This is a genomic window from Nesterenkonia lacusekhoensis (genome assembly GCF_017876395.1).
Classification (GTDB): domain Bacteria; phylum Actinomycetota; class Actinomycetes; order Actinomycetales; family Micrococcaceae; genus Nesterenkonia; species Nesterenkonia lacusekhoensis.
Map to the genome: position 1 here is coordinate 1,342,020 of NZ_JAGINX010000001.1, position 25,812 is coordinate 1,367,831.

At 66.6% G+C, this 25,812-nt stretch carries 23 protein-coding genes; 6 read left to right on the forward strand and 17 right to left on the reverse strand.

Annotation, left to right across the window (positions count from 1 at the left end; genetic code table 11):
• Window positions 1–2: 2 nt before the first annotated feature.
• On the reverse strand, window positions 3–1,298 hold the full coding sequence (locus JOF45_RS06370; protein ID WP_210048595.1) for an acetyl-CoA C-acetyltransferase: 1,296 nt from the start codon (window positions 1,296–1,298) through the stop codon (window positions 3–5).
• A gap of 97 nt (window positions 1,299–1,395) precedes the next feature.
• On the opposite strand from JOF45_RS06370, the gene JOF45_RS06375 reads away from it, so the two are divergent.
• Entirely contained in the window at window positions 1,396–3,468 is a 2,073-nt protein-coding gene (locus tag JOF45_RS06375; protein ID WP_210048596.1) for an acyl-CoA dehydrogenase family protein, read from the forward strand.
• 61 nt (window positions 3,469–3,529) lie between these two features.
• Window positions 3,530–6,205, forward strand: coding sequence for an aminopeptidase N (gene pepN / locus JOF45_RS06380; protein WP_210048597.1), 2,676 nt, complete (start codon window positions 3,530–3,532; stop codon window positions 6,203–6,205).
• A gap of 184 nt (window positions 6,206–6,389) precedes the next feature.
• On the opposite strand, the gene tatC is transcribed toward pepN, so the two are convergent.
• The 12 genes from tatC to JOF45_RS06440 form a co-directional block, all read right to left on the reverse strand.
• Window positions 6,390–7,157 carry a twin-arginine translocase subunit TatC gene (gene tatC, locus JOF45_RS06385; RefSeq protein WP_245324160.1) on the reverse strand — a complete coding sequence of 256 codons (768 nt, stop codon included), beginning with the start codon at window positions 7,155–7,157 and terminating at the stop codon, window positions 6,390–6,392.
• A 77-nt stretch (window positions 7,158–7,234) separates the two neighbouring features.
• A complete protein-coding gene (locus JOF45_RS06390; RefSeq protein WP_245324161.1) occupies window positions 7,235–7,519 on the reverse strand; it encodes a twin-arginine translocase TatA/TatE family subunit in 285 nt (94 codons plus the stop codon).
• A gap of 36 nt (window positions 7,520–7,555) precedes the next feature.
• On the reverse strand, window positions 7,556–9,481 hold the full coding sequence (locus JOF45_RS06395; protein ID WP_210048600.1) for a helix-turn-helix transcriptional regulator: 1,926 nt from the start codon (window positions 9,479–9,481) through the stop codon (window positions 7,556–7,558).
• A 7-nt stretch (window positions 9,482–9,488) separates the two neighbouring features.
• Window positions 9,489–9,893, reverse strand: a complete 405-nt coding sequence (locus JOF45_RS06400) for an FKBP-type peptidyl-prolyl cis-trans isomerase (protein ID WP_210048601.1) — start codon at window positions 9,891–9,893, stop codon at window positions 9,489–9,491.
• Window positions 9,894–9,896: 3 nt separating this feature from the next.
• Window positions 9,897–11,141, reverse strand: a complete 1,245-nt coding sequence (locus JOF45_RS13290) for an FKBP-type peptidyl-prolyl cis-trans isomerase (protein ID WP_210048603.1) — start codon at window positions 11,139–11,141, stop codon at window positions 9,897–9,899.
• Window positions 11,142–11,214: 73 nt separating this feature from the next.
• A complete protein-coding gene (pafA, locus tag JOF45_RS06410; protein WP_210048605.1) occupies window positions 11,215–12,708 on the reverse strand; it encodes a Pup--protein ligase in 1,494 nt (497 codons plus the stop codon).
• Window positions 12,709–12,714: 6 nt separating this feature from the next.
• Window positions 12,715–12,915: a ubiquitin-like protein Pup gene (locus JOF45_RS06415; RefSeq protein ID WP_210048607.1), complete on the reverse strand. Its 201-nt coding sequence runs from the start codon at window positions 12,913–12,915 to the stop codon at window positions 12,715–12,717.
• Window positions 12,915–14,681, reverse strand: coding sequence for a depupylase/deamidase Dop (gene dop / locus JOF45_RS06420; RefSeq protein WP_378579406.1), 1,767 nt, complete (start codon window positions 14,679–14,681; stop codon window positions 12,915–12,917). Before dop ends, JOF45_RS06415 begins: the two co-directional genes overlap by 1 nt.
• Window positions 14,678–16,273, reverse strand: coding sequence for a proteasome ATPase (arc, locus tag JOF45_RS06425; RefSeq protein ID WP_425352349.1), 1,596 nt, complete (start codon window positions 16,271–16,273; stop codon window positions 14,678–14,680). The genes dop and arc overlap by 4 nt, the downstream gene beginning before the upstream one ends.
• Window positions 16,266–17,315 (reverse strand): tRNA (adenine-N1)-methyltransferase, encoded by a 1,050-nt coding sequence (locus JOF45_RS06430; protein ID WP_210048610.1) that lies wholly within the window; start codon window positions 17,313–17,315, stop codon window positions 16,266–16,268. Before JOF45_RS06430 ends, arc begins: the two co-directional genes overlap by 8 nt.
• Window positions 17,312–18,082, reverse strand: a complete 771-nt coding sequence (locus JOF45_RS06435) for a site-2 protease family protein (protein ID WP_210048611.1) — start codon at window positions 18,080–18,082, stop codon at window positions 17,312–17,314. The genes JOF45_RS06430 and JOF45_RS06435 overlap by 4 nt, the downstream gene beginning before the upstream one ends.
• An 8-nt stretch (window positions 18,083–18,090) precedes the next feature.
• Window positions 18,091–18,822 carry an HAD family hydrolase gene (locus JOF45_RS06440; RefSeq protein ID WP_210048612.1) on the reverse strand — a complete coding sequence of 244 codons (732 nt, stop codon included), beginning with the start codon at window positions 18,820–18,822 and terminating at the stop codon, window positions 18,091–18,093.
• 169 nt (window positions 18,823–18,991) lie between these two features.
• Between JOF45_RS06440 and JOF45_RS06445 the strand changes: the two genes are divergently transcribed.
• Window positions 18,992–19,861, forward strand: a complete 870-nt coding sequence (locus JOF45_RS06445; RefSeq protein ID WP_210051352.1) for a PAC2 family protein — start codon at window positions 18,992–18,994, stop codon at window positions 19,859–19,861.
• A 24-nt stretch (window positions 19,862–19,885) separates the two neighbouring features.
• Here JOF45_RS06445 and mshC read toward each other — a convergent pair whose 3' ends face one another.
• Genes mshC through JOF45_RS06460 form a run of 3 tightly spaced genes read right to left on the reverse strand, consistent with a single transcriptional unit; the run spans window position 19,886 to window position 22,398 of the window.
• The gene (mshC, locus tag JOF45_RS06450; protein WP_210048613.1) at window positions 19,886–21,163 is read right to left on the reverse strand and encodes a cysteine--1-D-myo-inosityl 2-amino-2-deoxy-alpha-D-glucopyranoside ligase; all 1,278 of its coding nucleotides are present in this window, start codon (window positions 21,161–21,163) and stop codon (window positions 19,886–19,888) included.
• A 49-nt stretch (window positions 21,164–21,212) separates the two neighbouring features.
• Entirely contained in the window at window positions 21,213–22,040 is an 828-nt protein-coding gene (locus JOF45_RS06455; RefSeq protein WP_210048614.1) for an undecaprenyl-diphosphate phosphatase, read from the reverse strand.
• A gap of 55 nt (window positions 22,041–22,095) precedes the next feature.
• A complete protein-coding gene (locus tag JOF45_RS06460) occupies window positions 22,096–22,398 on the reverse strand; it encodes a primosomal protein (RefSeq protein WP_210048615.1) in 303 nt (100 codons plus the stop codon).
• Window positions 22,399–22,529: 131 nt separating this feature from the next.
• Here JOF45_RS06460 and JOF45_RS06465 point away from each other — a divergent pair, with 131 nt between their 5' ends.
• The gene (locus JOF45_RS06465) at window positions 22,530–22,781 is read left to right on the forward strand and encodes a DUF5703 family protein (RefSeq protein ID WP_210051490.1); all 252 of its coding nucleotides are present in this window, start codon (window positions 22,530–22,532) and stop codon (window positions 22,779–22,781) included.
• A 25-nt stretch (window positions 22,782–22,806) separates the two neighbouring features.
• On the opposite strand, the gene JOF45_RS06470 is transcribed toward JOF45_RS06465, so the two are convergent.
• Window positions 22,807–24,144 (reverse strand): M20/M25/M40 family metallo-hydrolase, encoded by a 1,338-nt coding sequence (locus JOF45_RS06470; RefSeq protein ID WP_210048617.1) that lies wholly within the window; start codon window positions 24,142–24,144, stop codon window positions 22,807–22,809.
• Window positions 24,145–24,486: 342 nt separating this feature from the next.
• Here JOF45_RS06470 and JOF45_RS06475 point away from each other — a divergent pair, with 342 nt between their 5' ends.
• Together JOF45_RS06475 and JOF45_RS06480 are read left to right on the forward strand one after the other, a co-directional pair.
• A complete protein-coding gene (locus tag JOF45_RS06475) occupies window positions 24,487–25,089 on the forward strand; it encodes a helix-turn-helix domain-containing protein (RefSeq protein ID WP_210048619.1) in 603 nt (200 codons plus the stop codon).
• Window positions 25,082–25,810, forward strand: a complete 729-nt coding sequence (locus JOF45_RS06480; protein WP_210048621.1) for a B3/B4 domain-containing protein — start codon at window positions 25,082–25,084, stop codon at window positions 25,808–25,810. The genes JOF45_RS06475 and JOF45_RS06480 overlap by 8 nt, the downstream gene beginning before the upstream one ends.
• Window positions 25,811–25,812: the final 2 nt, after the last annotated feature.

Below are 25,812 nucleotides of genomic sequence, written 5' to 3' on the forward strand. Positions count from 1 at the left end.
CGTCACCGTCCTTCCACGATCGCAGTGATGCCCTGTCCACCGGCGGCGCAGACAGAGATGAAGCCGAGCTTTCCGGGCTTGCCGTGCAGCATCTTGGCCAGCGTGCCCACGATCCTCCCACCGGTGGCGGCGAAGGGGTGGCCGGCTGCCAGCGAGGAGCCGTTGACGTTGAGCTTGGACCGGTCGATCGGACCCATGGCGCCGTCGAGTCCGAGCTTATTGCGGCAGAAGTCCTCATCCTCCCAGGCCTTGATCTGGGCCAGCACCGTGGAGGCGAAGGCCTCGTGGATCTCGATGAACTCGAAGTCCTCGAAGGTGAGGTTGTTGCGGCGCAGCATCCGCGCGGCGGCATAGGCCGGAGCCATGAGCAGGCCTTCGGCGCCGTCGACGAAGTCCACAGCGCCCTCCTCGTAGTCCACGAAGTTGGCCAGCTTGGGCAGATCGTGCGCATCGGCCCACTCCTCCGAGCCCAGCAGGACCGCTGCCGCGCCGTCGGTCAGCGGAGTGGAGTTGGCCGCGGTCATCGTGGCCTCCTCCCCGAGGTCCCGGCCGAAGCTGGGCTTGAGCTTGGCCAGCTTCTCCATGCTGGAGTCCGGGCGCAGGTTGTTGTCCTTGGCCACGCCCTGGAAGGGGGTGATCAGATCGTCGAAGAATCCGGCGTCGTAGGCTGCGGCCAGGTTCTTATGGCTGGCCAGGGCGAGCTCATCCTGCTCCTGACGGGTGATGCCCCAGGCGTGGGCTGTCACGGCCATGTGATCGCCCATGGACAGACCGGTGCGCGGCTCGGCCACACCGGGGGCCTGCGGCACCAGGTGGCCCGGACGGATCTTGGCCAGAGCCTTCAGCCGCTGCCCGGCGGTCTTGGCGCGGTTGGCCTCCATGAGGATGCCGCGCAGCTCATCGGTGACCACGATGGGTGCATCCGAGATGGAGTCCACGCCGCCGCCGACGGCGGAGTCGATCTGGCCCAGCTTGATCTTATTGGCGAGCGAGCCGATGGCCTCCATACCGGTGGCACAGGCCATCTGGACGTCATAGGCCGGCGTCTTGGGATCCAGCGGGGTGCCCAGCACCGACTCCCGCACCAGGTTGAAGTTCTTGGAGTGCTTCATCACCGCGCCGCCGGCGACTGTGCCCAGCTGTTCGCCCTGGAGGCCGAAGCGCGCGATCAGCCCGTTGAGCGCAGAGGTCAGCATGTCCTGGTTGGAAGCCTTCGCATAGGCACCATGGGCCCGGACGAAAGGGATGCGATTTCCGCCGATGATGACGGCGTCGCGAGTGGTGGTCGGGGTGCTCACTGGTCACGCTCCTCAAGAGATCTGGGTGGCATTTGGCTTTTATTACTCACCAGTATCTAGACTACATGTGTGTCCCGTCACTCTAAAAGGAGCTGCCATGACTGAGAGCCTCACCGAAGAGACCACCACCGATGCCGCTGTGGACAAAGAGTTGCTCGAGAAGCTGCTGCTGGGCCGCTGGGCCGAGACGCGGCGCACCTCCCGCGCCGTGGCCGCCGACCCGAAGTTCCACAAGGTCGAGGGCATCACCAAAGAAGATCACCGCGAGCGCGTCCTCAAACAGCTCCACGGCCTGGTGGACGCCGGCGCCATCCAGCGTGCCTTCCCCGAGGAGTACGGAGGTCAGGATGCCCATGGCGCGAACATCGCGGCCTTCGAGGAGCTGGTCACCGCTGACCCTTCCCTGCAGATCAAATCCGGAGTCCAGTGGGGTCTCTTCGGCGCGGCGGTGCTGCACCTGGGCTCCCGCGAGCACCATGAGCGATTCCTGCCCGGGATCATGGATCTCAGCGTACCCGGCGCCTTCGCCATGACGGAGATCGGCCACGGCTCCGATGTGGCGTCCCTGGGCACCACCGCCACCTATGATCCGGCCACCGAGGAGTTTGTGCTCAACACGCCATTCCCGGCCGCCACCAAGCGATACCTCGGCAATGCCGCCGTGGACGCCAAGGACGCCGTGGTCTTCGCCCAGCTGATCACCCCGGGCGAGGAGGAGGGCCAAGCCCCCATCAACCGCGGCGTGCACGCCTTCTACTGCCACATCCGCGATGACCAGGGGAACCCGCTGCCTGGGATCACCATCGGCGATGACGGCCAGAAGGGCGGACTCAACGGGGTGGACAACGGCCAGTTCACCTTCGAGGAGATCCGCATCCCGCGGACCTACCTGCTCAACCGCTACGGCGATGTGGCCCCGGACGGCACCTACACCTCCTCCATCGAATCCCCCGGCCGCCGCTTCTTCACCATGATCGGCACACTGGTCCAGGGCCGGGTCTCGCTGACCGGCGCCGCCGTCGCCGCTTCCAAGCTGGGGCTGATCGGGGCGATCACCTACGGCAACCAGCGCCGGCAGTTCAACGCCTCCTCCACCACGGAGGAAGAGGTCCTGATGGACTATCAGCTCCATCAGCGCCGCCTCATCCCCCGGTTGGCCACCACGCTGGCGGCAAGCTTCGCCCACGAGAAGCTGCTGACCAAGCTCGACGACGTCTTCTCCGGAGCCGACGACTCCGACCAGAACCGTCAGGAGCTGGAGACCCTGGCCGCTGCGATCAAGCCTGTGGCCACCTGGCACGCCCTGGACACGCTGCAGGAGGCCCGTGAGGCCTGTGGCGGCGCCGGGTTCATGGCAGAGAACCGTTTCACCTCGCTGCGAGCGGATCTGGATGTCTATGTGACCTTCGAAGGTGACAACAACGTGCTGCTGCAGCTGGTGGCCAAGCGCCTGCTCAGCGACTACGCCGCAGAGTTCAAGAACGCCGACGCCGGGGCTCTCTCCCGCTATGTGGCCACTCAGGCGCAGTCCACGGTGTTGCACCGATTCGGACTGCGCCGGGCCTTCCAGTCGGTCCAGGACACCGGCGATGAGCGCCGCAGCGCCAACTGGTTCAAGCAGCCCGACGTCCAGCGCGATCTGCTCACCGACCGGGTGCGCCAGATGGTGATCGACGCCGCCGGCGAACTGCGCAGCGTGGCCAAGAAGCCTGCAGCCGAACAGGCGGCCACCTTCAATGAGCACCAGTACGAGATCATCAGCGCGGCCAAGGCCCATTCCGACCTGCTGCTCTGGGAGGCCTTCACCGAGGCGCTGGAGGAGATCGAGGACCCGGGCACCAAGAAGGTCATGACCTGGCTGCGCGACATCTACGCACTGAGCCGGATCGAGGAGACCCTGGACTGGTACCTGATCAACGGCCGTGTCTCCGCCCAGCGGGCAAAGACGCTGAGCCCCTACATCAACCGACTGGTCGCCCGAGTCCGCCCCCACGCCCAGGACATCGTGGACGCCTTCGGCTACACCGATGACCACATCCGCATGGAGGTGGCCTCGGGGGCTGAGGCGAAGCGCCAGGAGGAGGCCATCGAGCACTACCGTCGGCTGCGGGCCTCGTCGTCGGCACCGGTGGATGAGCGCACGCTCATCGCCAGAGACCGCAGCAGGTGACCCGCGGGACCGCTGCGCCCGCATCTTGGCGTTTCCAGCTCCGTGGGAGTTGAATGGTGGGATGGCAGTGATCGGCTCAGATGCATCGTCCCGTGCGGACTCCCCTTTCCCCGGCGCCCACCGTGAGAATCTCACCCGTGAGGAAGCCTTCCAGCGCTCCGCACACCTGGAGGTGGAGCGCTATGAGGTCCACGTGGACCTCTCCGGGGCGGCGGAGAACGGAGCAGCCGCCTACCCCGTGACCACGAGGGTCAGGTTCCGCGCCGAGGCAGGGCAGTCCACGTTCTTGGATTACCTCGGGGACTCGGTCGAGCAGGTGCTGCTCAACGGCGAGACCCTCGATCCTGCCCAGGACGTCGGGACTGCACGCATCCGCCTGCGGAACCTGCAGGAGACGAACACCGCGGAGATCCGCTCCACCTCGCGCTACTCCCGCTCCGGGGAGGGCATGCACCGGTTCGTGGATCCCTCCGACGGTCAGGTCTACCTCTATACGCAGTATGAGCCGGCCGATTCACGCCGGGTCTTCCCGGTCTTCGAGCAGCCCGACCTCAAAGCACGCTTCAGGTTCTCGATCACCGGCCCGGAGTCCTGGCAGCTGCGCTCCAACAGCCCGGAGATCGCGAGGGAATCGGCCGGCGAGGGGCTGGTGACCGTCTCCTTCGCCGAGACCGAGCCGATGAGCTCCTACATCACCACGCTGCTGGCCGGGCCCTACCATCTGGTCCAGGACACCTGGCGCGACATCGACCTGGGAGTGCTCTGCCGCACATCCCTGGCACAGCATCTCGACGCTGAGGAGATCCTGACCGTGACGGCCCAGGGCTTGGAGTTCTTCCACGAGGAGTTCTCCTACGGATACCCCTGGGGTCGCGGCACCGATGGGCGCGCCAAATACGACCAGGTCTTCGTGCCCGAGTACAACCTCGGCGCCATGGAGAACCCGGGGCTGGTCACCTTCACCGAGAAGTATGTCTTCGACACTGCCGCCACCGACGCTCAGCACGAAGGCCGCGCCACCACGATCATGCACGAGATGGCCCATATGTGGTTCGGCGATCTGGTCACCATGCACTGGTGGGACGACCTGTGGCTCAAAGAGTCCTTCGCCGACTACATGGGCACCTTGGCCGTGGACGAGGCGACCGCCTGGTCGACGTCGTGGGTCTCCTTCGCCAACGGACGCAAAGCCTGGGCCTATGTCCAGGACCAGCTGCCCACCACTCACCCGATCGTCGCCGACATCGAGGACCTGGAGGCGGCTGACCAGAACTTCGACGGCATCACCTACGCCAAGGGCGCAAGCGTGCTCAAGCAGCTGGCCGCCTACGCCGGCCGGGAGGCCTTCCGCGAAGCGTCCCGGCAGTACTTCCGCCGCCACGCGTTCGGCAACGCCTCGCTGCGCGACTTCCTGGATGCTCTCGAAGAGGCCACCGGCAAAGATATGCAGGCCTGGGCACAGAGCTGGCTGCAGACCGCAGGGCTTCCCGAGCTCAGTTCCGAGGTCTCCGGAACTGTCGTCAGCGTGCGCGAGTCGGGCATCGACCCGATGACCGGCTCCCCGATCCACCGTCCCCATGTGATCGATCTGGGGATCTACGCGCTCACCCAGAACGGCCACCTGGCTCTGGAGAGCTCCACGGCGGTGCAGATCCCTGCCGACGCCGCCGGCGAGCCGGTCGAGGTCACCACCGTGCCCGAAGACGGCCGGCCGCGTCTGATCCTCCCCAATGAGAAGGACCTCACCTACGCCAAGCTGCGTTTGGATCCAGCCTCCGCGGCGGCCGCTCTGCGCTTCCCTGTGGAGGACCCGTTGGGCCGGGCCACGGTCTGGGCGGCGCTGTGGTCGATGGTGCGCGATGGAGAGCTGCCCGCGTCGCAGTTCCTCGACGCCGTGATGGATCATGGGCTGCAGGTCCCCGAGATCGGCGTGGTGCAGTCACTGCTGCGTCAGGCCGACCGGGCGCTGGAGCTCTACACACCTGCGGAACAGCGCGAGGAGCTGCAGCTTCGCTTCGGCTCCCGGCTGGCGGAGTATCTGACCGAGACCGACGGCGCAGCGGGCCGGCAGGACCATCAGCGGGCCGCAGCTCGCGTGCTGGGCTCCTTCTCCCGGCGTCATGGCAGCCAGCTCCACCTGCTCTCCGCCCTGCTGGACGGCGGAGGGCCCGACGCCGGCATCGCCCGCCTGGAGATGGATGAAGAGCTGCGCTGGTCCTTCCTGCAGGCTCTGGCTGCCCACGGTCGGCTCAGCCTGCGGCAGCTGGAGACGGAGCTGCTCGCTCGCGACACGGCCCGCGGAAGAATCGCTCACCGGTTGGCCGTGGCGGCCTTCCCGGAGAAGAAGGTCAAGGAGCGTGCCTTCGCCCAGGCGCTCAGCGGCACCGACGAACACGGTCAGGAGCTCTCCAACGACCATCTCAGCGCCGTGGTCTCAGGATTCATGACCGATACAGCCGGGCTGGCCCCGGCCTACACCGGCGCCTACTTCGAAGCGTTGGAAGACGTCTGGGACCGGATGACCCAAGGCCAGGCCACACGCGTGGTCGAAGGGCTCTTCCCGGGCGTCCAAGATCTCTCCCCAGGCCAGACTCCCGAGGAGCACCCCACCGCCAGACTCACCCAGTCCTGGCTGGACGATCACCGCGAGGCCCCCGCAGCCCTGCGCCGGATCATCCTCGAAGAGCAGGACCACCTCCTGCGAGCTCTCACAGCCCAGCACAAGAGCCGTTCCTAGCCGCATCACCCACGGGGAAGCTGGCGCAGCGCCCCCCTGGTTACACCGGCCGGGGATGGAGGAGCTTGCAGGATTCCTTGTCTGAGCGAAGGGTTTCGCGACACGCGCCAGCGTGGCGCGCTTCGCTCATGAAGGAAGCAAGCCCCGCAATCACCGGCCCACCTCACCAGGCAGGACGACAGCCTCACTGCAGCTCGGTGGAGTGCACCAGCTCTTCGTTCTGCTCCTCACGCTCGGCCTGACGCTTCACGCGCCGACGGTCGTTGAGCAGGCACAGTACGATCGCCACGCCGAAGAGCAGGCACAGCGGCAGCCCGATGAAGATCATGCTGACGACTTCCGGGGCGGCGATGGCAGAGACGATGGCGATGAGCATGACCACCCAGCGCCAGGCCTTCAGGACCTGCTTCCCGCTGACCAGGCCCATCATGTTGATCCCCACCAGCACCACCGGCAACACCATGGCGATGCCGAAGGCCAGGAAGATGTGCAGCACAAAGCTGAAGTACACATCGGGGGCGATGAAGTTGGAGGTGCCCTCCGGGTTCAGCGCGAAGAAGAACCCGATGGCACGCGGGAGCACGGTGTAGGCCAGCACGATCCCCGCGAGGAAGAGCGGGACCGAGGCGGCGATGAAGCCCACGGCATAGCGCTTCTCCGACTTCTTCAGCCCGGGCATGATGAAGGCCCAGATCTGGTAGAGCCACAGCGGTGAGGAGACGACGATTCCGACGAACAGCGAGATGCGGATCATCAGGTCCAGCGGCTGCCCCACAGTGTTGAAGGCGATCTCCGCGGAGCGGTCCGTCCCTCCGAACTCCAGGACCGGTGCGGCCAGGAGGCGGAAGAGCGTGTCATAGATGAAGAATCCTGCCACCGCTCCGAGCAGGACCCCGACGGCAGCGATGAACACGCGATTGCGCAGCTCCCGGAGGTGTTCTGCCAGGGACATCGTCCCTTCCGGGTCTCTGCGCTTGCGCCGTCTGGACTTCTTCGCAGGCTCGTCGTGGCGCGCCGTCGCCATGGGGCTCAGCGGTGTTCGTCGTAGGACTCAGCGCCGGTGCGGCCCTGGGTCCCCGACTGCTTCTGCTTCTCCGGGCTGATGACGCGCCCTTCGACGGCTTCCTCGTCCTTCTCCTCATCGTCCTGGGAGGAGTCGGCGTTCTTCTCACGCTCAGTGCGCATCGTCTTCACCTCAGAGTTGAAGATGCGCATGGACTGGCCCATCGATTTGGCCAGTTTCGGCAGCTTCGGGGCGCCGAAGAGCAGGATGATCAGCACTGCGATGATCGCGATCATCCATCCGGTGGGCATACTCACAGTCGAGGTCCTTTCGTCGTCTGCACGATTCTACTCCGCCTGCGGCCCCGAGGGGGAGAGCTGCGATTCGACCCGGTCGATCACGCGGATTCGGAGTGCCTCCGGCTCCATCAGGATGATGTCTCCCCCGGCCTCGGCGCAGAGCCGAATGAGACTCTCCTCGCTGCGGAACTGGGCCTGGGCGGTGCGGCCGCCGCCCTCGTGCCGACGATGCAGCTCAGGCTCGTAGTCATCGGCCTCGGCAGCGGCCGGAGCGGCGAAATGCAGCACGGCACGCACCGGACGCCGATGGTCGGGGACCCGCGGCGGCTCGATCGGCAGCTCAGCCAGACGGTGCGCCTGCTCACCGATCTGCTCCTGCAGCACCTCCACACAGCGGATGCGCGAGATCCTGAACGTGCGGGGCTCCTCATCGGGACGGCTCCAGGCACGCAGATAGCTGTGTGCCCCCGAGCGGAAGACAGCAGTGGGCTCCACTGTGCGCCTGCTGGTCCGGCCCTGCGCGTCCTCGTAGTCCAGCTCCACGGCGCGGCCCTGGTCTGCGGCCCCTGCCAGCACCTGCGCATGTTCCGTCCCGGGAAGCTCGACGCCGGAGAGGCTCACCTGGTCGGCCACGTGACGCATCTGCTCCGGCAGCACCTCCTGGAGCTTGTTCCGGAGTCCGTCGACCACGGGCGAAGCCTCAAGACTGTGGACCCCGATGAGCAGGGAGAGACCCATCGGCACCGAGAGCCGGATAGGCCGAGTCAGTGTTCCGCGCAGAGCACCGTCGGGCAGCTCCAACGAGACCAGGGGGTCGCCCTGCACGAACTGCTTCTCGAAGTCGGCGAAGGTGAGGGGAATCTCCGGACGGACCTCTGCCAGGGAGCCGAAGCGATCGGCGTCGTAGGAACCGGTCTGCTGCAGAGAGAGCAGGTCCCGCTGCAGCTGGGCCGGCCCGACGCCGTAGCTGACCAGCAGCTCAGAGACCCGCACACCCCCGCTGGCGTGCAGATGAGCGGTCATGCTCAGCAGCCGTTCCACCTTCTGCGGCGCAGGATCCGATGAACGGCCTTCTCGGATCGGCCGGAGCCTGCCCGGATGGTCAGGAGGCTGGCGATGAGCCTGCAGGGCGGCGCGGAGACGGTTCTGCTGATCTCCGGAAGCCGCAGCCGCGTCGTCCAGGGCCGCTGAGAGGTCGAAGTCTGCGTAGCTCTCCGAGGCCCTGATCGCTCGGACCGTCTCCATCTCCTCCATGGAGTTCAGCGCTGAGCGCCGAACAGCTCGGATGCCGCCGTGGATGCGGTCCAGCCGGAAGGTCCGCACCGCGTGACGGTCCAGGTCGTATCCGGTGAGGTACCAGTGGCCACGCACGCCGACGCCGAGCAGGACCACTCGTCGGCTCTCGGCCTCGAAACGGCCTCGGGCGATGTAGTCGAAGCTGATCGCAGGCCGTCGGCCCAAGCCCGCCAACGTCTCGAGGTGCTCGAAGTCCCGGTCATCGCCGAGCTCCAGCGGCGGTGCCGACAGCGGCGGCACAGCATCACCGGCGTCGGCGAGGTCCTGCTGGTACCCGGTCAGCGCACCGATGGCTTGGAGCATCGTGGCACGTCCGCGCCGACCTCGCCAGAGACGCTGGAGCTGACGCAGCAGCATGAGTTCGGCTGCGGTCAGCTCCAGCTCGGGAAGTCCGTAGTCCTCCGGGTCGATGGCATAGCGGTATTCATGCTCGGAGGATCCCTCCCCTGGGACGAGTCGGATGCCGTTCTGGCTCAGGTACTTCTTGTCCCGGTCGAAGACCTTCTCCCGGGCCTCCCTCTCCTCGAGGGTGGAGACCCGAGCCGGATAGAACTCGATCCGCTCCCAGATCTCAGCCTTGGTCAGTCCCCGTGGGGAGGCTTCCAGGACAGTGGCCGCCAGGGAGAGCGCCCGAGCCACGTGCTCCTCGGCATAGGCATCCTGCGAGGCTTCCTCCATCAGTTCCTCAGGAGGCCTTGCGGACCCTGACCAGGTCGACCACGAAGATCAGCGTCTCGTTCGGCCCGATGGCCGCTCCGGCGCCCTGCTCCCCGTAGGCCAGGTGCGGCGGGATCTCGAAGCGGCGCCGAGCGCCCTCCTGCATTCCGATCAGGCCCTGGTCCCAGCCCTGGATGACCTGACCGATGCCGGCGGTGAAGTCCAAGGTCTGGCCACGGTTCCACGAGGCGTCGAACTCCTCGCCGGTGGACCAGGAGACGCCCACATAGTGGCAGGAGACCTGGTCACCGGGCTGCACGGCGGGGCCGCCGCCGGGGATCAGCTCCTCGATCACCAGGTCCTCGGGCGGAGTGATGCCCGGAAAGTCGATCTCTGGCTTGGTGCGGTCATAGGTGCGCTGTCCGAAAGACATCTCTCAGTTCTCCTGTCCCTGGGGCTGTTCCCCGGTCTCTTCTTCGCCGGACTCTTCCTGGCCGTCCTGCTCCTCGGCCTCGTCCAGCTGCTGCTGTTGCTGCTCCATCTGCTCGACCTGCTCATCGGAGGCGGGCACGGCGGCGATGACATCGACCACGAAGATCAGCGTCTCGCCCGCCAGCGGGTGCTCGCCCTGCTGGCCGCCGAGCATCTCCTCGATCTCCTCCATGTCCATATCCTCGATGTCCTCAGGCGCCGGCTCGCCCTCAGCAGTCTGAGGCTCGACGCCGGACCCGCCGTCGTCATCGGAACCGTCCTCGTCGCTGGACTCGCCGTCTTCCTCTTCGGACTCGCCGTAGGCCTGCTCAGGTGGGATCACCATCGCCACCCGTGATCCGACCTCAACACCTTCCAGAGCCTCCGCCCAGCCCGGGATCAGCTGCGGCAGCGGAGAATCCATCGGCGGAACGACCTGATCCTCATCCTCCTCCGGCGATTCCTGACCTTCAGGCTGCTCCTCGCCCTCCGGCGGAGCAGGCTGGACACCGGGCCAGGCGCTGTCGAAGACCTCACCGTCGGACCAGCGCCACCCGGTGTAGCGCATCACCAGATGGTCATAGGGACCGATCTCCTCACCCTCACCTTGGATGAGGACCTCAGACTCGACCTCCTCCGGAGCCTCAGCGGCCTCAGGATCGAAGTCCTCGAGCTCAGGGGCCTCGCCCTCCTCATTGAGGATCGCCGGCAGGTCTCCGCTCTGGTCCTCGATCTCACCTTCGGCGTGGTCAGGCTTCTGCTCATCGACCCGCACGATGATCAGCACAGGTTCTCCGCCCTCACCGCCGGGGACATACATCGCGACTTCGCCGCCGACGTTGAGCCCGGTCTCGGTGATGGACTCGTGGATGAACTCGTTCTGCTCCTCGATCAGCGGCAGGTAGAGCAGCGACGGGGCCTCTTCGCTGAAGTCCTCCTGCTGGACGTTGCCGGTCTCCGGATCGGCCATGGCCGTGGAGAGGTACAGCAGGGAATCCTCATCGATGGGGTCGCCGTCGCCCTCGTCCAGGACCCGAGCGGACTCCTCCTCAGCCTCCACCGGATTCTGCAGGATGACTTCGGGGGCGCCGTCCTCCGTCATGTGGAGGCTGACGCCGGAGAGGGCGTCGACATCCCCCAGTCCGTCGGTGGAGCATCCGGACATCAGCATCAGAGCCGGCACGGAGAGGGCGATGTACTTCTTTCGCACAGAGGAGTCCTTAAGCTTCGGGGTTCTCGAGCAACGAGCCTTCATGCACTGTACCGGCTCAGGCTGGGGCGCGTCAGATCACCGGCGGATCGCCGTGAGGCCGATCAGCGGTCAGCGTATAGCGTTCGCTGAGCGCCAGCGGTCCACCCTGTGCCTCGCGCTCCTCGACGGTGCGTTCCCGCAGCTGGGCGGATCGGTCTCCGAGCTTGTCCAGCAGCGCTTCGAGCCGCTCATCCTCCACGGCGAAGGGGTCTTTGACCATCAGCGCCTCCAGGGGGCGGTCCACCAGCTTATGGTGCACCCAGTCCACGGTGTGCTCGGCTCCGTAGGCTCTGGCGGTGGAGAGGAAATGCCCGCGCAGAGCCGCCCGCGTCGTCGCCGGCGGGACCATCACGGCCTGGCGGATGCGCTCCTCGTCCAACAGGGCTGCGGCCCGGCCACGACGGCGCAGCAGGTGGAAGAGCCCACGCTCCGGGTGGATGTCGTGATACGCCATATCGATCTGTTCCAACCGAGGGTGGTCATAGCCCACGTCGTCGCGCGCAGCGACCTCGTCCACGAGGCGCTTCTTGATCGCCCAGTCGATCTCCTGATCCACCAAGGAGTGATCACCTGAGCGCACGGCCTCGAGCGTGCGCTCCCACAGTTCCAGGATCTGATCCACATGCTGATGATGAGCTCCGTGGCGAGCGATGAAGGTCTTGGCCTTCTCCAACAGGCCGGATTGGATCTCGACGGCTGTCAGCTCCTGACCCCCACGGATGCGCACCCCAGCGGTTCCGGTGATGTCGTGGCTGATGTGCCGGATGGCCCCGATGGGATTCTCCAGCTCGTAGTCGCCCACGGGAACCCCCGCCTCGATCATGCGCAGCACCAGGTCCGTGGCGCCGTAGCGCAGCAGCTGGGTGGTCTCCGACATGTTCGAGTCGCCCACGATCACGTGCAGCCGCCGGTGCACTCCGGCGTCGGCGTGGGGTTCGTCCCGAGTGTTGATGATGGGCCGGGAGCGGGTGGTGGCCGAAGAGATGCCCTCCCACATGTGGTCAGCCCGCTGCGAAAAGGCGAAGTGTGCGCCGCGCTCGTCGCTGCTCTGGACCACGTGACCTGCCCCGGCGATCACCTGCCGGGTCACCAGGAAGGGCAGCAGGACGGTGGAGAGGCGCCGGAAATGGGTGGTCCGCGGGATCAGATAGTTCTCATGGGAACCGTAGGAGTTTCCCCGCGAGTCCACGTTGTTCTTCAGCAGGTACACGCTGCCGTCGAAGCCGTCCCGCTGCAGCGCCTCCTGGGCACGCAGCGCGAGATCGTGCATGATGCGCTCTCCGGCGCGGTCCGAGGCGATCAGGTCGAGCAGATCATCGCATTCAGCCGTGGCGTACTCGGGGTGGGATCCCACATCCAGGTACAGCCGGGAAGCGTTGGGGATGAAGACGTTGGAGCTCCTCCCCCACTCCACCACCGGACGGAAGAGGTATCGGGCCACCTCGTCCGGAGGAAGACCGCGGCGCTGGTTTCCCAGGTGGGTGAGACCGAACTCGGTCTCCACCCCGAAGACTCGTCGCTCCATGACCGTCTACTGGCCGCCCTTCTGGACGAAGCCCTTCACGAACTCCTCTGCGTTGGACTCCAGCACCGAGTCGATCTCATCGAGCAGACTGTCCAGCTCACCGGCCTTCTGCTGAGACTGCCCGCTGCCCGAGGGGACCCCGGCATCCTCACCGGGCCCGTCCTCACCGGGGCCTCCATGGCTGCGCTTCTGCGGCTGTTCGGACATCAGCTGTCCTCCTTCGGGGTCGGTGCCTTCTCAGGCAGTGTCGTACGGACGTCATCGAGCATCGTGGTGACGCTGGCGATCAGACTGGGTCCGTCCGTGGCCTGCTCCAGCGCCTCCTCGGCGTGGGCCCGAGTCCCAGCCAGCGGCTCGTCCAGATGGACCCGTGTGATGGGTGAGACGGCGTCGGGCCGCAGCAGCACCTGGTCCCAGCTGGCTCCGGCCACATAGTCGGAGAAGCGGCTGACCAGCTCACCGCGCAGCCAGGCGCGGGTCTCCTCGGGCGGATGCTGGGCGGCCCAGGAGATCTGGTCATCGGTGAAGAGCCGCCGCATACGACCGGCTCGGACGAGCTTGTGATAGAGCCCCTTCTCCTCGCGCAGATCCGCGTACTGCAGGTCGATCATGCCCAGCAGGGCGGCGTCCCAGCCCAAGCCGTCGCGGCGGCGGTATGACTCCAACAGCTGCAGCTTGGCCACCCAGTCCACCCGATCCGCGGCCAGAGAGACGTCTTCAGAGAGGTCGTCCAGCAGGGCCTGCCAGGCCTCGAGGATCTCTGCGGTCTCCGTATCCGGGGCGGACCAGCTGCCGCCTGGGCCGGACTGCTCAGCCGCACGGGCGAGCGCAGCATCGAGGTAGAGCCGCTGGATCTGCAGCGCTGTCATCTCTCCTCGGTCGGTCGCCACTGTGGCGGTCAGCGTCGGATCATGGGATATCGCCCGAAGAGCGCTGACCGGCTCCAAAACCCTCAGTGCCGGGACCTGGCCGGATTCGATGAGGTCCAGCACCAGAGCTGTGGTCCCCACCCGCAGCCAGGCCGAGTATTCACTCATGTTGGCATCACCGATGATCACATGCAGCCGCCGGTACCTGTGCATATCGGCGTGGGGCTCATCCCGAGTGTTGATGATCGGGCGGCGCACTGTGGTCTCCAGCCCGACCTCCTCTTCGAAGAAGTCAGCTCGCTGAGAGATCTGATAGCCGGCCGTGGAGTTGGTCTGCCCGATGCCGACCCGCCCTGCCCCGCAGAGGATCTGACGGCTCACAAAGAACGGGATCAGTCCGGCGATCACAGCATCGAAGCTGGTCTCACGAGGCACCAGGTAGTTCTCGTGGGCCCCGTAGGAGACAGACTTGTTGTCCGTGTTGTTCTTATAGAGCAGCAGCTCCGGGGCGCCCTCTTCACGGGTCAGCCGTTCTGCAGCTGCCCGGGCCACCACATCGCCGGCCACGTCGTAGAGCACCGCGCGCTTGGCCCCGACCGCCTCCGGGGCGGAGTACTCCGGGTGAGCGTGATCCACGTAGAAGCGTGCCCCGTTGGAGAGCACCAGGTTCATCAGCAGCTGCGGCTGGTCCTTCTTCAGTCGGAAGAAGTCGCCGCGCCAGTGCCCGCTGCCCGGCGGGTGAAAGGCGCCCCGCTCAGCTGCGTCCGCCGGCGTCGGGTCGCCTCCGCTGAGGTTGCCCAGCGCGTCTCGGACCTCACCTTGGCCGGGTTCCTGCTCGGAGGCGTAGGCCACGGCCTCCTCGGTGTCTGTGAGCTGACTGGGATGAGCGGCGGAACGCGGCAGCACCCATCCCCGAGCGTCGACCAGCGGCGACTCGGACTGATAGTCCCACTCGGTTCCGGCCACCGCCCCACCGGCCTCGGTCACAGCCGCCGCGTAGGCGTTGACCAGCTCGATGGACAGCGCGACATGGCTGGCCCGCGGGTTCTGGGGCGCATGGATGCCGTACTCGGTCTCCATGCCGATCAGGCGCCGCACGCTCACGCCGCCCCTCCTGTCCCGCCGGGGCCGTCGCCGCGCAGGAACTCGGCGGGCACGGCCAGATTCTCCGGGGCCATCCGACGCTGGTCCTCCAGCTCCGCCTCCGTGCCGGCCAGCAGATGCTCCAGCGTGAGCCCCTTGGCCTCAGCTGCCCCAGCGGTGCCGAGGAACTCCTTGATGGCCGCCTTCTTGGCCCGATCGACGATGTTGCTCAGCACCGCTCCGGAGACCAGATCCGCATGGGCCGGGTAGAGCCGGCCGACCACAGCCTCGACCAGAGCCTCCAGGGCCTGCTCGCGGCCGCCGTGCTCTGCGACCTCCCCTGCCCGCAGCGGCACCTGGCCGCCGAGGTGGATGCGCAGGATCTCTTTGGCCCCCTCGGCGCTCGGGCGCTGCACGCGAATCTTCACGTCCAGGCGTCCGGGCCGAAGGATGGCCGGGTCGATCATGTCCTCCCGGTTGGAGGCCCCGATGACGATCACGTTGTCCAGGGACTCCACGCCGTCGATCTCCGCGAGCAGCTGCGGCACGATCGTGGTCTCCACGTCCGAGGAGACCCCGGTGCCGCGGGTGCGGAACAGCGCCTCCATCTCATCGAAGAAGACCACCACAGGATGGCCGGCACTGGCGCGTTCCCGAGCCCGGGAGAAGATGACCCGGATGTGGCGCTCCGTCTCACCGACGTACTTGTTCAGCAGCTCCGGGCCTTTGATGTTCAGGAATGAGGCGGTGGAGCCGCTGGCCACCGACCCGACCCCATCATCCTCACCCATACGTTCGGAGAGCGAGGCGGCCACAGCTTTGGCGATCATCGTCTTGCCGCATCCGGGAGGCCCGTAGAGCAGGATCCCCTTGGGGGCGGAGAGTCCGTGCTCGCGGTAGAGGTCGGCGTGGAGGAACGGCAGCTCGACGGCGTCACGGATCTGTTCGATCTGGCCGTCCAGTCCCCCGATGTCGGCATAGGAGACATCGGGGCTCTCCTCCAGGACCACGTCCTCGACCTCGGAGAGCGGCACGATCTCTGTGGCTGTGCCGGTGCGCAGGTCCACGATGACGGCGTCGCCGACCCGGACCGGCTGGTCTGCCTTCTGCTGGGGCTCGGCGGAGAGGGTCACCACCCGTTCGTCCTCCCCGCGGGCGAGGATGAGCAGACGCTCATCCGGCAGCACCTCTTTGACCCGCGCGATCTCACCGGTGCGTTCGGGCTCCAGGATCGCCACGACGGTGAAGTTCTCGTTGAGGAGCACTTCGACGCCGGCGGTGAGCTTCTCCACCTCGATCAGCGGCGAGACGCTCACACGCAGCTTGCGCCCGGCATGCAGAACATCCACACCCGCGGCGGTGGCCGCCTCGATCTCCCGACCCTCCCGCTGCGCATGCGCGGGCCGGTAGGCGATCACTGTGGCGAAGGTGAAGGGAGCCTGCCCGTCGGCCTCCAGAGCCTTCTTCAGCTCCTGCATCTCGTTGCGCGTGACCTCGAGCAGATCCGCCATCCGCTTGTTGTTCCGCCCTGCGGTCTGCAGCTGGTGCTCGAGCTGGCGGATCCGCTCCCTGGACTCGGTGCTCTCAGGGCGGACGTGTGCGGGCTCATCCATCGCGCGGCACCTCCTTCGCCTGATCTGCGATCTTCTGTGCATACGCGGCCGTCTTGCGGCTCTTCTTCCCGGAGACGGTCCGGGTCTTCAGCGCGGTGGGGTCCCAGCCTTCCTCGGCGTCCGGATCGTCCTTCCAGCGCTCACCAGGCCAGGCGGCACGATCCTCGGAGCTGGCCTCGGAGACCTTCTCCCGCTTCTTCAGCTGCAGCGGGGTCTGGTCCTCGGCCAGCCGCCGTGCCGAGAGCAGGAAACCGGTGTGGGCCACCATCCGGTGATCCGGGCGCACGGCCAGACCGTCCACGTTCCAGGTGCGCAACATGGTCTCATGCGCCTCAGGCTCGGTGAAGCCCCCGGAGGCCCGCAGCGCCTCAGCCAGCCGCGACATCTGGGTCACCGAGGCCACGTAGCTGACCCACACCCCACCGGGAGCGAGGATCTGCTTGACCGCCTCCAGACATTCCCAGGGCGCGAGCATGTCCAGGACCACACGGTCCACGGAGCCGGGCTCCTCCGCGCGGAGTGCCTCCTCCTGCATGTCCCCCACCCGGACCTGCCAGCCAGGGTGCTCCTGACCGAAGAAGGCCTCCACATTGCCCACGGCGATGTCGCGGAAGTCCTCGCGGCGCTCATAGGAGTGCACGGTGCCCTGATCGCCCACAGCACGCAGCAGAGAGATGGAGAGGGCCCCGGAGCCGACTCCGGCCTCCACCACATGGGCCCCGGGGAAGATGTCGGCCACCTGGACGATTTGGGCAGAGTCTTTGGGATAGACCACGGTGGCCCCGCGCGGCATCGAGAGCACGTAGTCGTTGAGCAGCGGCCGCAGGACCTGGTATTCATAGCCGGCGTCGTTGGCGATCACGATCCCCTCGGAGCGGCCGATCAGCGTATCGTGGCGCAACACGCCCTGATGCGTGTGCCATTCTCCGCCGTCCTGCAGGGTGATGGTGCTGGGCTTCCCCTTGCGATCCGTGAGCTGGACGCGCTGGCCGGCACGCAGCGGCCCCTTCCGCATATGTGCACCGATAGGTCCGTGAGTCATCCTCTCAGCCTATCGCTGATGCCCTCTTCAGCGCTTCGCCGAAGTCTCGCTCTCGCTATGCGGATGCTCTCTCCTGCGCCCTGCCAGAGGAAGAAGCAGATCATCGTGGCCACCACCACCAGCACCAGGTTGGTCTGCGGTCCTGCGAGGAACACCTGCCACATCACGAACCCGACCAGCAGGCCCACCACAGCGCGACCGGCCCAACCGGCGGCCAGCATCCCGCGGCCCTGATCCCCGGTGATCTGCCAGACCACCGACTCCACCAGCCGCCCGCCGTCGAGCGGGTTTCCGGGCAACAGGTTGAACAGCCCCACCAGAAGGTTCACCAGCACGGTGACCTCGGCGAGCAGGCCCACCACTGCTGTGGGCTCCAGGGCCTGGATGAGGGCCCAGCCGACCCCAGCGATGACCAGATTCGCCGCCGGCCCGGCCAGCGAGACGGCGAGGGACTTCCCCGGCGTCGCGTCGTGGGCGACGAACTGGGTATGACCGCCCCAGAGGTTCAGTTCGATCTCGGTGGAGGGCCAGCCGAAGACGCGGGCGCTGAGCGCATGGGCGAGCTCATGCGCCAGCACCGAGAGCATCAGCAGCAGAGCGTAGCCCAGCGCCACGGCATAGGCGCCGAGACCGATCTCCGGGAAGATGCGCGAGACCTGAGGTCCGAAGAGCACCACGATGGCCGCGGTGACCAGGAACCAGGAGTACTGGAAGCGGATCGGGGTGCCCGCGATCCGCGCCAGGGTGATGCCGCTGCGCGAGGCCATCGGCGCTGCTAGGCCGCCGGGACCGGGTCAGCGAGCAGCTCTTCGAGCTGGCGCACGTCCACCCCGGCGAGTGTGGGCAGCAGGTGCCACCGCTCCGACTCGGGCAGCTCGGTGAAGTGCGGCACGGCCACCGTCACCAGCCCGGAGGCGGCCGCGGCCGCGGTCCCTGGCACAGAGTCTTCGATGGCGATGCACCGCGAAGCGCTCAGCTCTTCGCCGCGGCGCTGCCGGTGGTCAGCTCCCATGGTCTCGAAGGCCAGGTGGTAGGCCTCCGGATCCGGCTTGCCCCGGCTGACCATGTCACCAGAGACGATGAACTCCATCTGGCCAGCGGGAAGTGCCTCCACGATCGCCTCGGCCAGAGGACGGTGGCTCATTGTGACCAGCGCGCTGCGCACCCCGGCCTCATGCACGCTGGCCAACAGCTCGCGGGCGCCCGGACGCCACGGCATGGACTCGCGGGCCCGAGCGGCCACACGCGTGATCAGCCAGTCGATGATCTCCTGGCTCTGCATCCGCACACCGGCCTGCTGCAGCATCGAGGCGCTGTAGGTCAGCGCCTGTCCCACCAGGTGATGGGCCTGCTCCTCGGACCAGGTGCCGCCGTAGGACTCCACCAGTTCATATTCTGCGGCGATCCAATACGGCTCGGTGTCCACCAGCGTGCCGTCCATATCCCAGAAGACGGCCTGGAGCGCAGACGCGGAGGTCGAGGTCAGAGCGGTGGGGGCAGAAGACATGCAGACCATCGTACGCTTCTCAAGCCAACGGCAGCGGACTAGTGTGAGAAACGTGAGTGAGGAGAACGAGTCCGAGGACCAACTGCCCTCCGGCATCGACCGGGCGGCTCGACTGGCTGCCTATCTGCGCGCCGCGGGGACCAATATCGGCCGCGACGACACCGGTGCCATGCCGGCCCTGCGCCCTCGGCGCTCCCCCTCCTCAGAGAGCGGTCGGCCCACCATCATGGTGGTGGCCTTCGAAGGGTGGAACGACGCCGGCGGGGCGGCCACGGCGGCTGTGCGCGGACTCAGCCAGACCTTCGATGCTGAGCTGCTGGAGCGTCTCGAGGACGAGAACTACTACGACTACCAGTTCACCCGCCCGAAGATCCGCAAGACCGGCACGGGATCCCAGCGCGAGCTGATCTGGCCCTCGACGAAGTTCTACCGGGCTGTGCCGCCCTCCGGCGAGTTCGAACTGCTGCTGGTCCAGGGTGTGGAACCCAGCTTCCGCTGGCAGGCCTTCACCGCTGACCTGCTGACCCGTGCGGCCGAGCAGCACGTCTCCGGAGTGGTCCTGGTGGGCGCACTGCTGGCCGATGTGCCGCACAGCCGTCCGATCCCAGCTTCCCTCTCCAGTGAGGATGAGCACCTCCAGGACATCCTGGAGATCGACGAGCCCACCTATGAGGGGCCCACCGGCATCGTGGGCGTGCTGGCCCACACCGCCTTCCACGCCGGCGTCCCCGCGGTCTCACTGTGGGCCGCGGTGCCCCACTACGTGGGACAGGCTCCCTCTCCCAAAGCCCAGCTGGCCCTGATGCGCCAGCTGGAGGATCTCCTCGGCCTCACACTGGACGTGGAGGAGGTCGCCGAGGACGCAGAGGCGTGGGAACGCGGCGTGGACGACCTCGCTCAGGACGATGACGAGATCGCCGACTATGTCAAACGCCTGGAAGAGGCCACAGACACCACCAGTCTGCCGGAGGCCAGCGGAGAGGCCATCGCCCACGAGTTCGAGCGCTACCTGCGCCGGCGCAGACCACCTGAGCCGTAGCGAGAGGCCGGCGGAGGAGGTCGGTCAGCGAGAGAGGTCCAGGCCCAACAGCGCCTGGACCACCTGCTGCACTCGGCTCCGGCCGGTTCCGGCGGCCAGGTGTCCGGCCGCCCACATGTCCAGCTGATCCAGCGCAGCGGGGGCATTGAGGTTCTGCGACAGCGCCGACTGCAGAGCGTACTGCAGGTCTTCGGGCTGGCCGTCGGTCTCGGTGCCGACGTCGGGCGTCGACTCCCAGGCCTGCTTCCACCGGCTGAGCCGGTCCGCGGAGGCGGTCAGTTCGGCGTCGGTGTAGCTCCAGTCCTCGGCATAGTGATGAGTCAGCAGCAGCGTACGGATGGCCTGCGGGTCGACGCCGGCGGCGCGCAGAGTGGAGACGAGCACCAGGTTGCCCTTGGACTTGGACATCTTCTCGCCTTCGAGACCGACCATGCCGCTGTGCAGGTAGGTCTCGGCCAGGGCCGTTCCGTCAGCGGCGGTGGCGTGGGCCGCGCTGAACTCGTGGTGGGGGAACCGCAGGTCGGAGCCGCCGCCCTGGACGGTGAACGGAGCGGGCAGACGACGCCGCGCGATGACCGAGCATTCGATGTGCCAGCCGGGACGGCCCGCCCCGAGGCTGCTGCCGTCCCAGGACGGCTCCCCCTCACGGTGCGCCCGCCAGAGCAGAGGATCCAGCGGGTCACGTTTGCCCGCACGGTCCGGGTCCCCGCCGCGCTCGGGGAAGAGCTGCTCCATCGTGGCCCGGTCGAAGTTGCCGATGCTGCCCAGGCGCCAGTCGGTGCTGGCCTCGGCGGCGACGATGTCGAAGTAGATGTCCTCCCCCTCGACGGCGTCCGGGGCCGGGACGCGGTAGCCGGTACCCAGCTCCACCAGCCGCTCCACATCCTCGACCACAGCGGGGATGAACTCGACGGCCCCCAGGTAGGAGCTGGGAGCGATGATCTCCAGAGCGTCCATGTCACGGCGGAACAGATCGGTCTGCTCCTCTGCGAGCTCACGCCAATCCACGCCGGTGGCCTCGGCCCGCTCCAGCAGCGGATCATCGATGTCTGTGACGTTCTGCACGTAGTTCACCTCCAGCCCGCAGGCCCGCCAGTAGCGCACCAGCAGATCGAACTGGACGTAGGTGTTGGCATGGCCGAGATGCGTGGCGTCATAGGGGGTGATCCCGCAGACATAGAGGGAGCCCAGGCCCTCGCGTGCAACGACGCCGACCAGCTCGTCCCGGGACGTGTCATGCAGCTGGAGGGTCTGGGGCAGAGCCGGGAGGACAGGAACGTCCGGGGAGGTCCACGATTTCACGCAGTCGGTCCTTTCACCTGGGGAGACACCATCCACTCGCCAACAGCGCTCAGGCGCTGATGATTCCCGCCCCGAGCATGATGTAGACGAAGAGCCCCAGGAAGATCCGGTAGTTGACGAAGAGCGTGTAGCTGTTGGTGGAGACGTACTTCAGGAACCATCCGATGATGAAGTAGGCGACGACGAAGCCCACCGCTGTGGCCACGAAGGTCTGCCCCATCGTGTAGGGCCCCGACTGCTCGCCCAGGGCGCCGATGAGCTTATAGAACCCGGAGCCGAAGACGGCGGGGATGGCCAGCAGGAAGGAATAGCGGGCCGCGGCCTCGCGTGTGTAGCCCATCAGCAGTCCCGCGGTGATCGTCCCACCCGAGCGAGAGACCCCAGGGATCAGTGCCAGAGCCTGGGCGAAGCCGAAGAGAATGCCGTCGCGGACGTTCAGCTCCTCCAGCGGCTTGCGCTGCCGCCCATACGCATCGGCGAAGGCCAGCAGCACGGCGAAGACGACCAGCATGGTGGCGGTCAGCCACAGGGTCCGGAAGACGGTGTCGATCATCTCTTCGAAGAACAGGCCCAGGACTACGATCGGCAGCGTGCCGATGATGATCAGCCACCCCATCCGCACATCGGGGTCCGAATGTGGGAGCCGACCCGCCACGGCGGCGAACCAGGCCTTCAGGATGCGTACGATGTCGCGCCAGAAGAAGACCAGGACGGCCGTCTCGGTGCCCAGCTGTGTGATGGCGGTGAAGGCCGCGCCGGGGTCCGCCGCTCCGGGCAGGAACTCGCCCACGATGCGCAGATGCGCGGAGGAGGAGACGGGGAGGAACTCGGTGAGGCCCTGAACGAGCCCCAGGATGATTGCTTCGATCCACTGCACGTCAGCGAGCTTAGACCATCGAACTGGGGAAGCCGGTCACCTCAGAGGGTGATGTCTATTGCTCGTCCTCGTCTTCGTCGAGGAGGTCCTCCTCCTCGGGCAGAGCCTCGTCCTCCTCGTCCTCCTCATCGTCGAGGAGGTCGTCGGCGTCGCCCTCCTCGTCATAGAGGTCCAGCGGAGTGACCTCGCCGGTGGCGGCGAACAGGGCGTCCTCATAGGCCTCGAAGGCGTCGGCCACACTGTAGAAGGCGGACTCCACAGCAGGGTCCTCTTCGCCGCGCCGGTTCACAGAGGCTGAGAGGTGCTCTTCGAGCGCGGTGGTCAGCGCGTTGAGCGCGACGCGAGGGTCCATGTTCATAGGGTCACCGTATCAACACCGATCCAACACGGTAAGGCCTTGGCGAAAATATCCTCCGGCGCTATGGTGGCCTGCTAAGCGGCACGTCGCCTGCCGCCCCCTCGGCCCCGGCCCGGAAGGACATCCCGCTGATGGCCCAGCAGCTCCCTCCGCTCCCCCATGCCGTCTCCGACCGCTGGACCACCGGCGGCCGAGCGGGCCCCGATTGGGAATACGTGGTCGTCACGTGCCAGCCGCATGAATCGCTCAACGAAGTGCGCCGGCAGCTGGCCGAGCACGCCGAATACGGCAAATGGGAGCTGCGCCGCAGCCGGATCTACGGCGGCGGGATGCGCAAATACTGGCTGCGCCGACGCATCATGAAGGTGAGGAAGACGCTGTGACCAGCGCCCTCCACGCCTCAGACGCTCACTGAGCCGACAGGAACCGGTGCAGCACGGTGACCCCGAAGGTCAGGGCATCCACCGGCACGCGCTCGTCCACGCCGTGGAACATTCCGGTGAAGTCCAGCTCAGCCGGCAGGCGCAGCGGAGCGAAACCGTAGCCGGAGATCCCCAGCGAAGCCAGGTGCTTGTTGTCGGTGCCGCCGCCGAGCATGTAGGGAAGCACCACAGCGTCGGGATCCTCAGCACGCAGCGAGGCCACCATCTGCTCCACCAGTGCCCCGGAGAAGGGCACCTCCAGCGAGGGGCCGCCGTTCATCAGCTCGAAGCGGACCTTCTCCCCGGCCAGTTCGGCGAGCTTGGCGGCGACCTTCTCGTCCTGCTCGGGCAGAGTGCGAGCATCCACCAGAGCCTCGGCCGAGCCGGGTACCACATTGTGCTTATAGCCGGCCTCGAGCGCAGTGGGATTGGAGGTGTTCTGCAGCGTGGCCGCGATGAACTTGGACGTGGAGCCGGTGGCCTCCAGAAGCGCCGAAGGATCCTCCTCGTCGAAGGGGATCCCGGTCAGCTCGGAGAGCTGCTCCATGAGCGCACGGGTGGTCTTGGTGTATTCGACGGGCCATGTGTGCTCTCCGATGCGTGCCACAGCTGCGCCCAGAGTGACCACCGGGTTGTCGCTCTGGACTGCGGATCCGTGACCGGCCGTGCCCTCGGCGATCATCTTGGTCCAGTGGATCCCCTTCTCGCCGGTCTGGATGAGATAGGCACGCTGACCCGCGATGTCTGCGGAGAAGCCGCCCACTTCACTGATCGCCTCCGTGGCACCCTCGAAGACCTCGGGGTGCTCACGGACCATCCATCCGGCGCCGTAGGTCCCGTTGTCCTCCTCATCGGCGAAGAAGGCCAGGATGATGTCACGCTCGGGCTGGAACCCTTCGCGGGTGAGCTGCAGGACCGAGGCCAGGATCATGGCGTCCATGTCCTTCATATCCACTGCCCCACGGCCCCAGATGAGCCCGTCGCGGAGCTCAGCGGCGAAGGGCTCCACCTGCCAGTCCTCAGCCTGGGCGGGGACCACATCCAGGTGGCCGTGGACCACGAGGGCACCGCGGTCGGGACCGCCGCCCTGGGGGCCGGTCCCCTTCCAACGGGCGACCACTGACGTGCGCCCCGGCGCAGATTCGAAGAGCTGGGGCTCCAGACCTGCTCGGCGGAGGATCGCGGCGCAGTACTCGGCGGCGTCGCGCTCTCCGCTGGAGGTCCCGTTGCCCCAGTTCTGCGTGTCGAACCGGATGAGGTCACGGCAGAAGTCGACGACGTCGGCGGCCGCCTGCTCGGCGGGATTCAGTTCAGATGCGGTCATAGCTCCACCCTACCGAGGAGACGGAGTCTCCAGAGGGAGGATACGAAAGAGGCCCGGCCCCATACGTCTCCGTATGGGACCGGGCCTCTCGACCTGTGCGCGGAAGGGGACTTGAACCCCTACCCTCTTATGCGAGGACTAGCACCTCAATCTGCGCCTGACCTGGTGTTTCATCCGTTCTCCCCTGGTTTCATGCGGTTCTCTCGACACGCTCACCGATCTGATGCGGTCTCTGAGAACCTCATATGACGCCCTTTGTGACACTTCCTGGGACATGTTGGAACCATCCACTTTCGGCAGTGGAGCTCGAGCAATGCACCCGATGTGCATTAGGATGCACTTATGGTGCAACACAGTGACCCCATAGCTGAAGCGATCGGAACCAGAGTCAGAGGACAGAGGCTGGATCGGAACTGGACGCTTGATCAGCTCAGTGATTCCTCCGGCGTTAGCCGGCGGATGCTCATCAACATTGAACAGGGTGCCGCGAATCCCAGCCTGAGCACGTTGCTGAAACTGAGCGAGGCACTTGGTGTGGGACTCCCGGCGCTGGTGGAGCCACCCTCCCCGAAGGTGAAACTGACCCCTGCGGGCGCAGGCACTGTGCTTTGGAAGGGTGAGCACGGTGGCCGCGGCGTGCTGGTCGCACACACCGAGTCTCCGGGCGTTGTAGAGCTGTGGGAGTGGACTCTGAGGCCTGGTGAGTCGCACAGCAGCGAGGCTCATACCCCAGGCACCCGTGAGTTGCTGCACGTTCATGCCGGGCCTCTGGTAGTTGAGGTCGATGGAGAACCTCATAGAGCCAAAGCGGGCGACGCCCTGTCCTTCCCGGGCGATGTCCCCCATTCCTATGCGCATGCAGAGGGGGAATCCGCTCGGTTTTCGCTGACCGTCTACGAGCCTGGTGGTTCATCGGGCTTCCATCAGGAGGAATCTCATGGGTGACTTCACCGCTTACTCGCGTTTGCTCTCGAAAGCGTGGATTGATGACGCTGTCTTCGAGCTACGTCCTGATTACCGTGCTCTTCTGGTGGTGGTCGAGAGACTGGCACCGGGACCCAGTGATGAGGCCAGTGAAGACCTGTTGAGGAGGGCAGAAGAGTCCGTCCGCACACTGCAGGCAGAGAGTCCGGTGGAGGAACTGCCTCATATCGCCTCGTGGCACGAAGCGTTCCGCGCCTTCGGAGCGAAGCCGAAACGCATCCTCAACAGCGCCGAGGCCCTGATCCGCAGAGCTGAAGCCGGACTGCCCAGGATCAACCGCCTCACCGACATATATAACGCGGTCTCGGTCCTTCACCGCGTCCCTTTGGGCGGTGAGAACCTGGATGCCTATCAGGGGGCGCCACGGCTAGTCCGAGCCAGTGGGGATGAAGCGTTCAACACCGTTGCTGGCGGGGAACCTGTGGTCGAGCATCCTAAGCCGGGTGAGGTCGCGTGGTGTGACGAGGCAGGAGTGACCTGTCGGCGGTGGAACTGGCGGCAAGGAACCCGGACCCAGCTGAAGGACGACACTACAGCGGCGCTGTTCATCCTCGACGGTCTCGACCCGCTGACCGGTGAGGACCTGCACGCGGCTACCGATGATCTGATCACCCACCTCAGTGCATTTAGCCCTGGCCTGCAGTCGACGCGCCGCCTCCTATCAGCTGACGATGCGGGGTGACT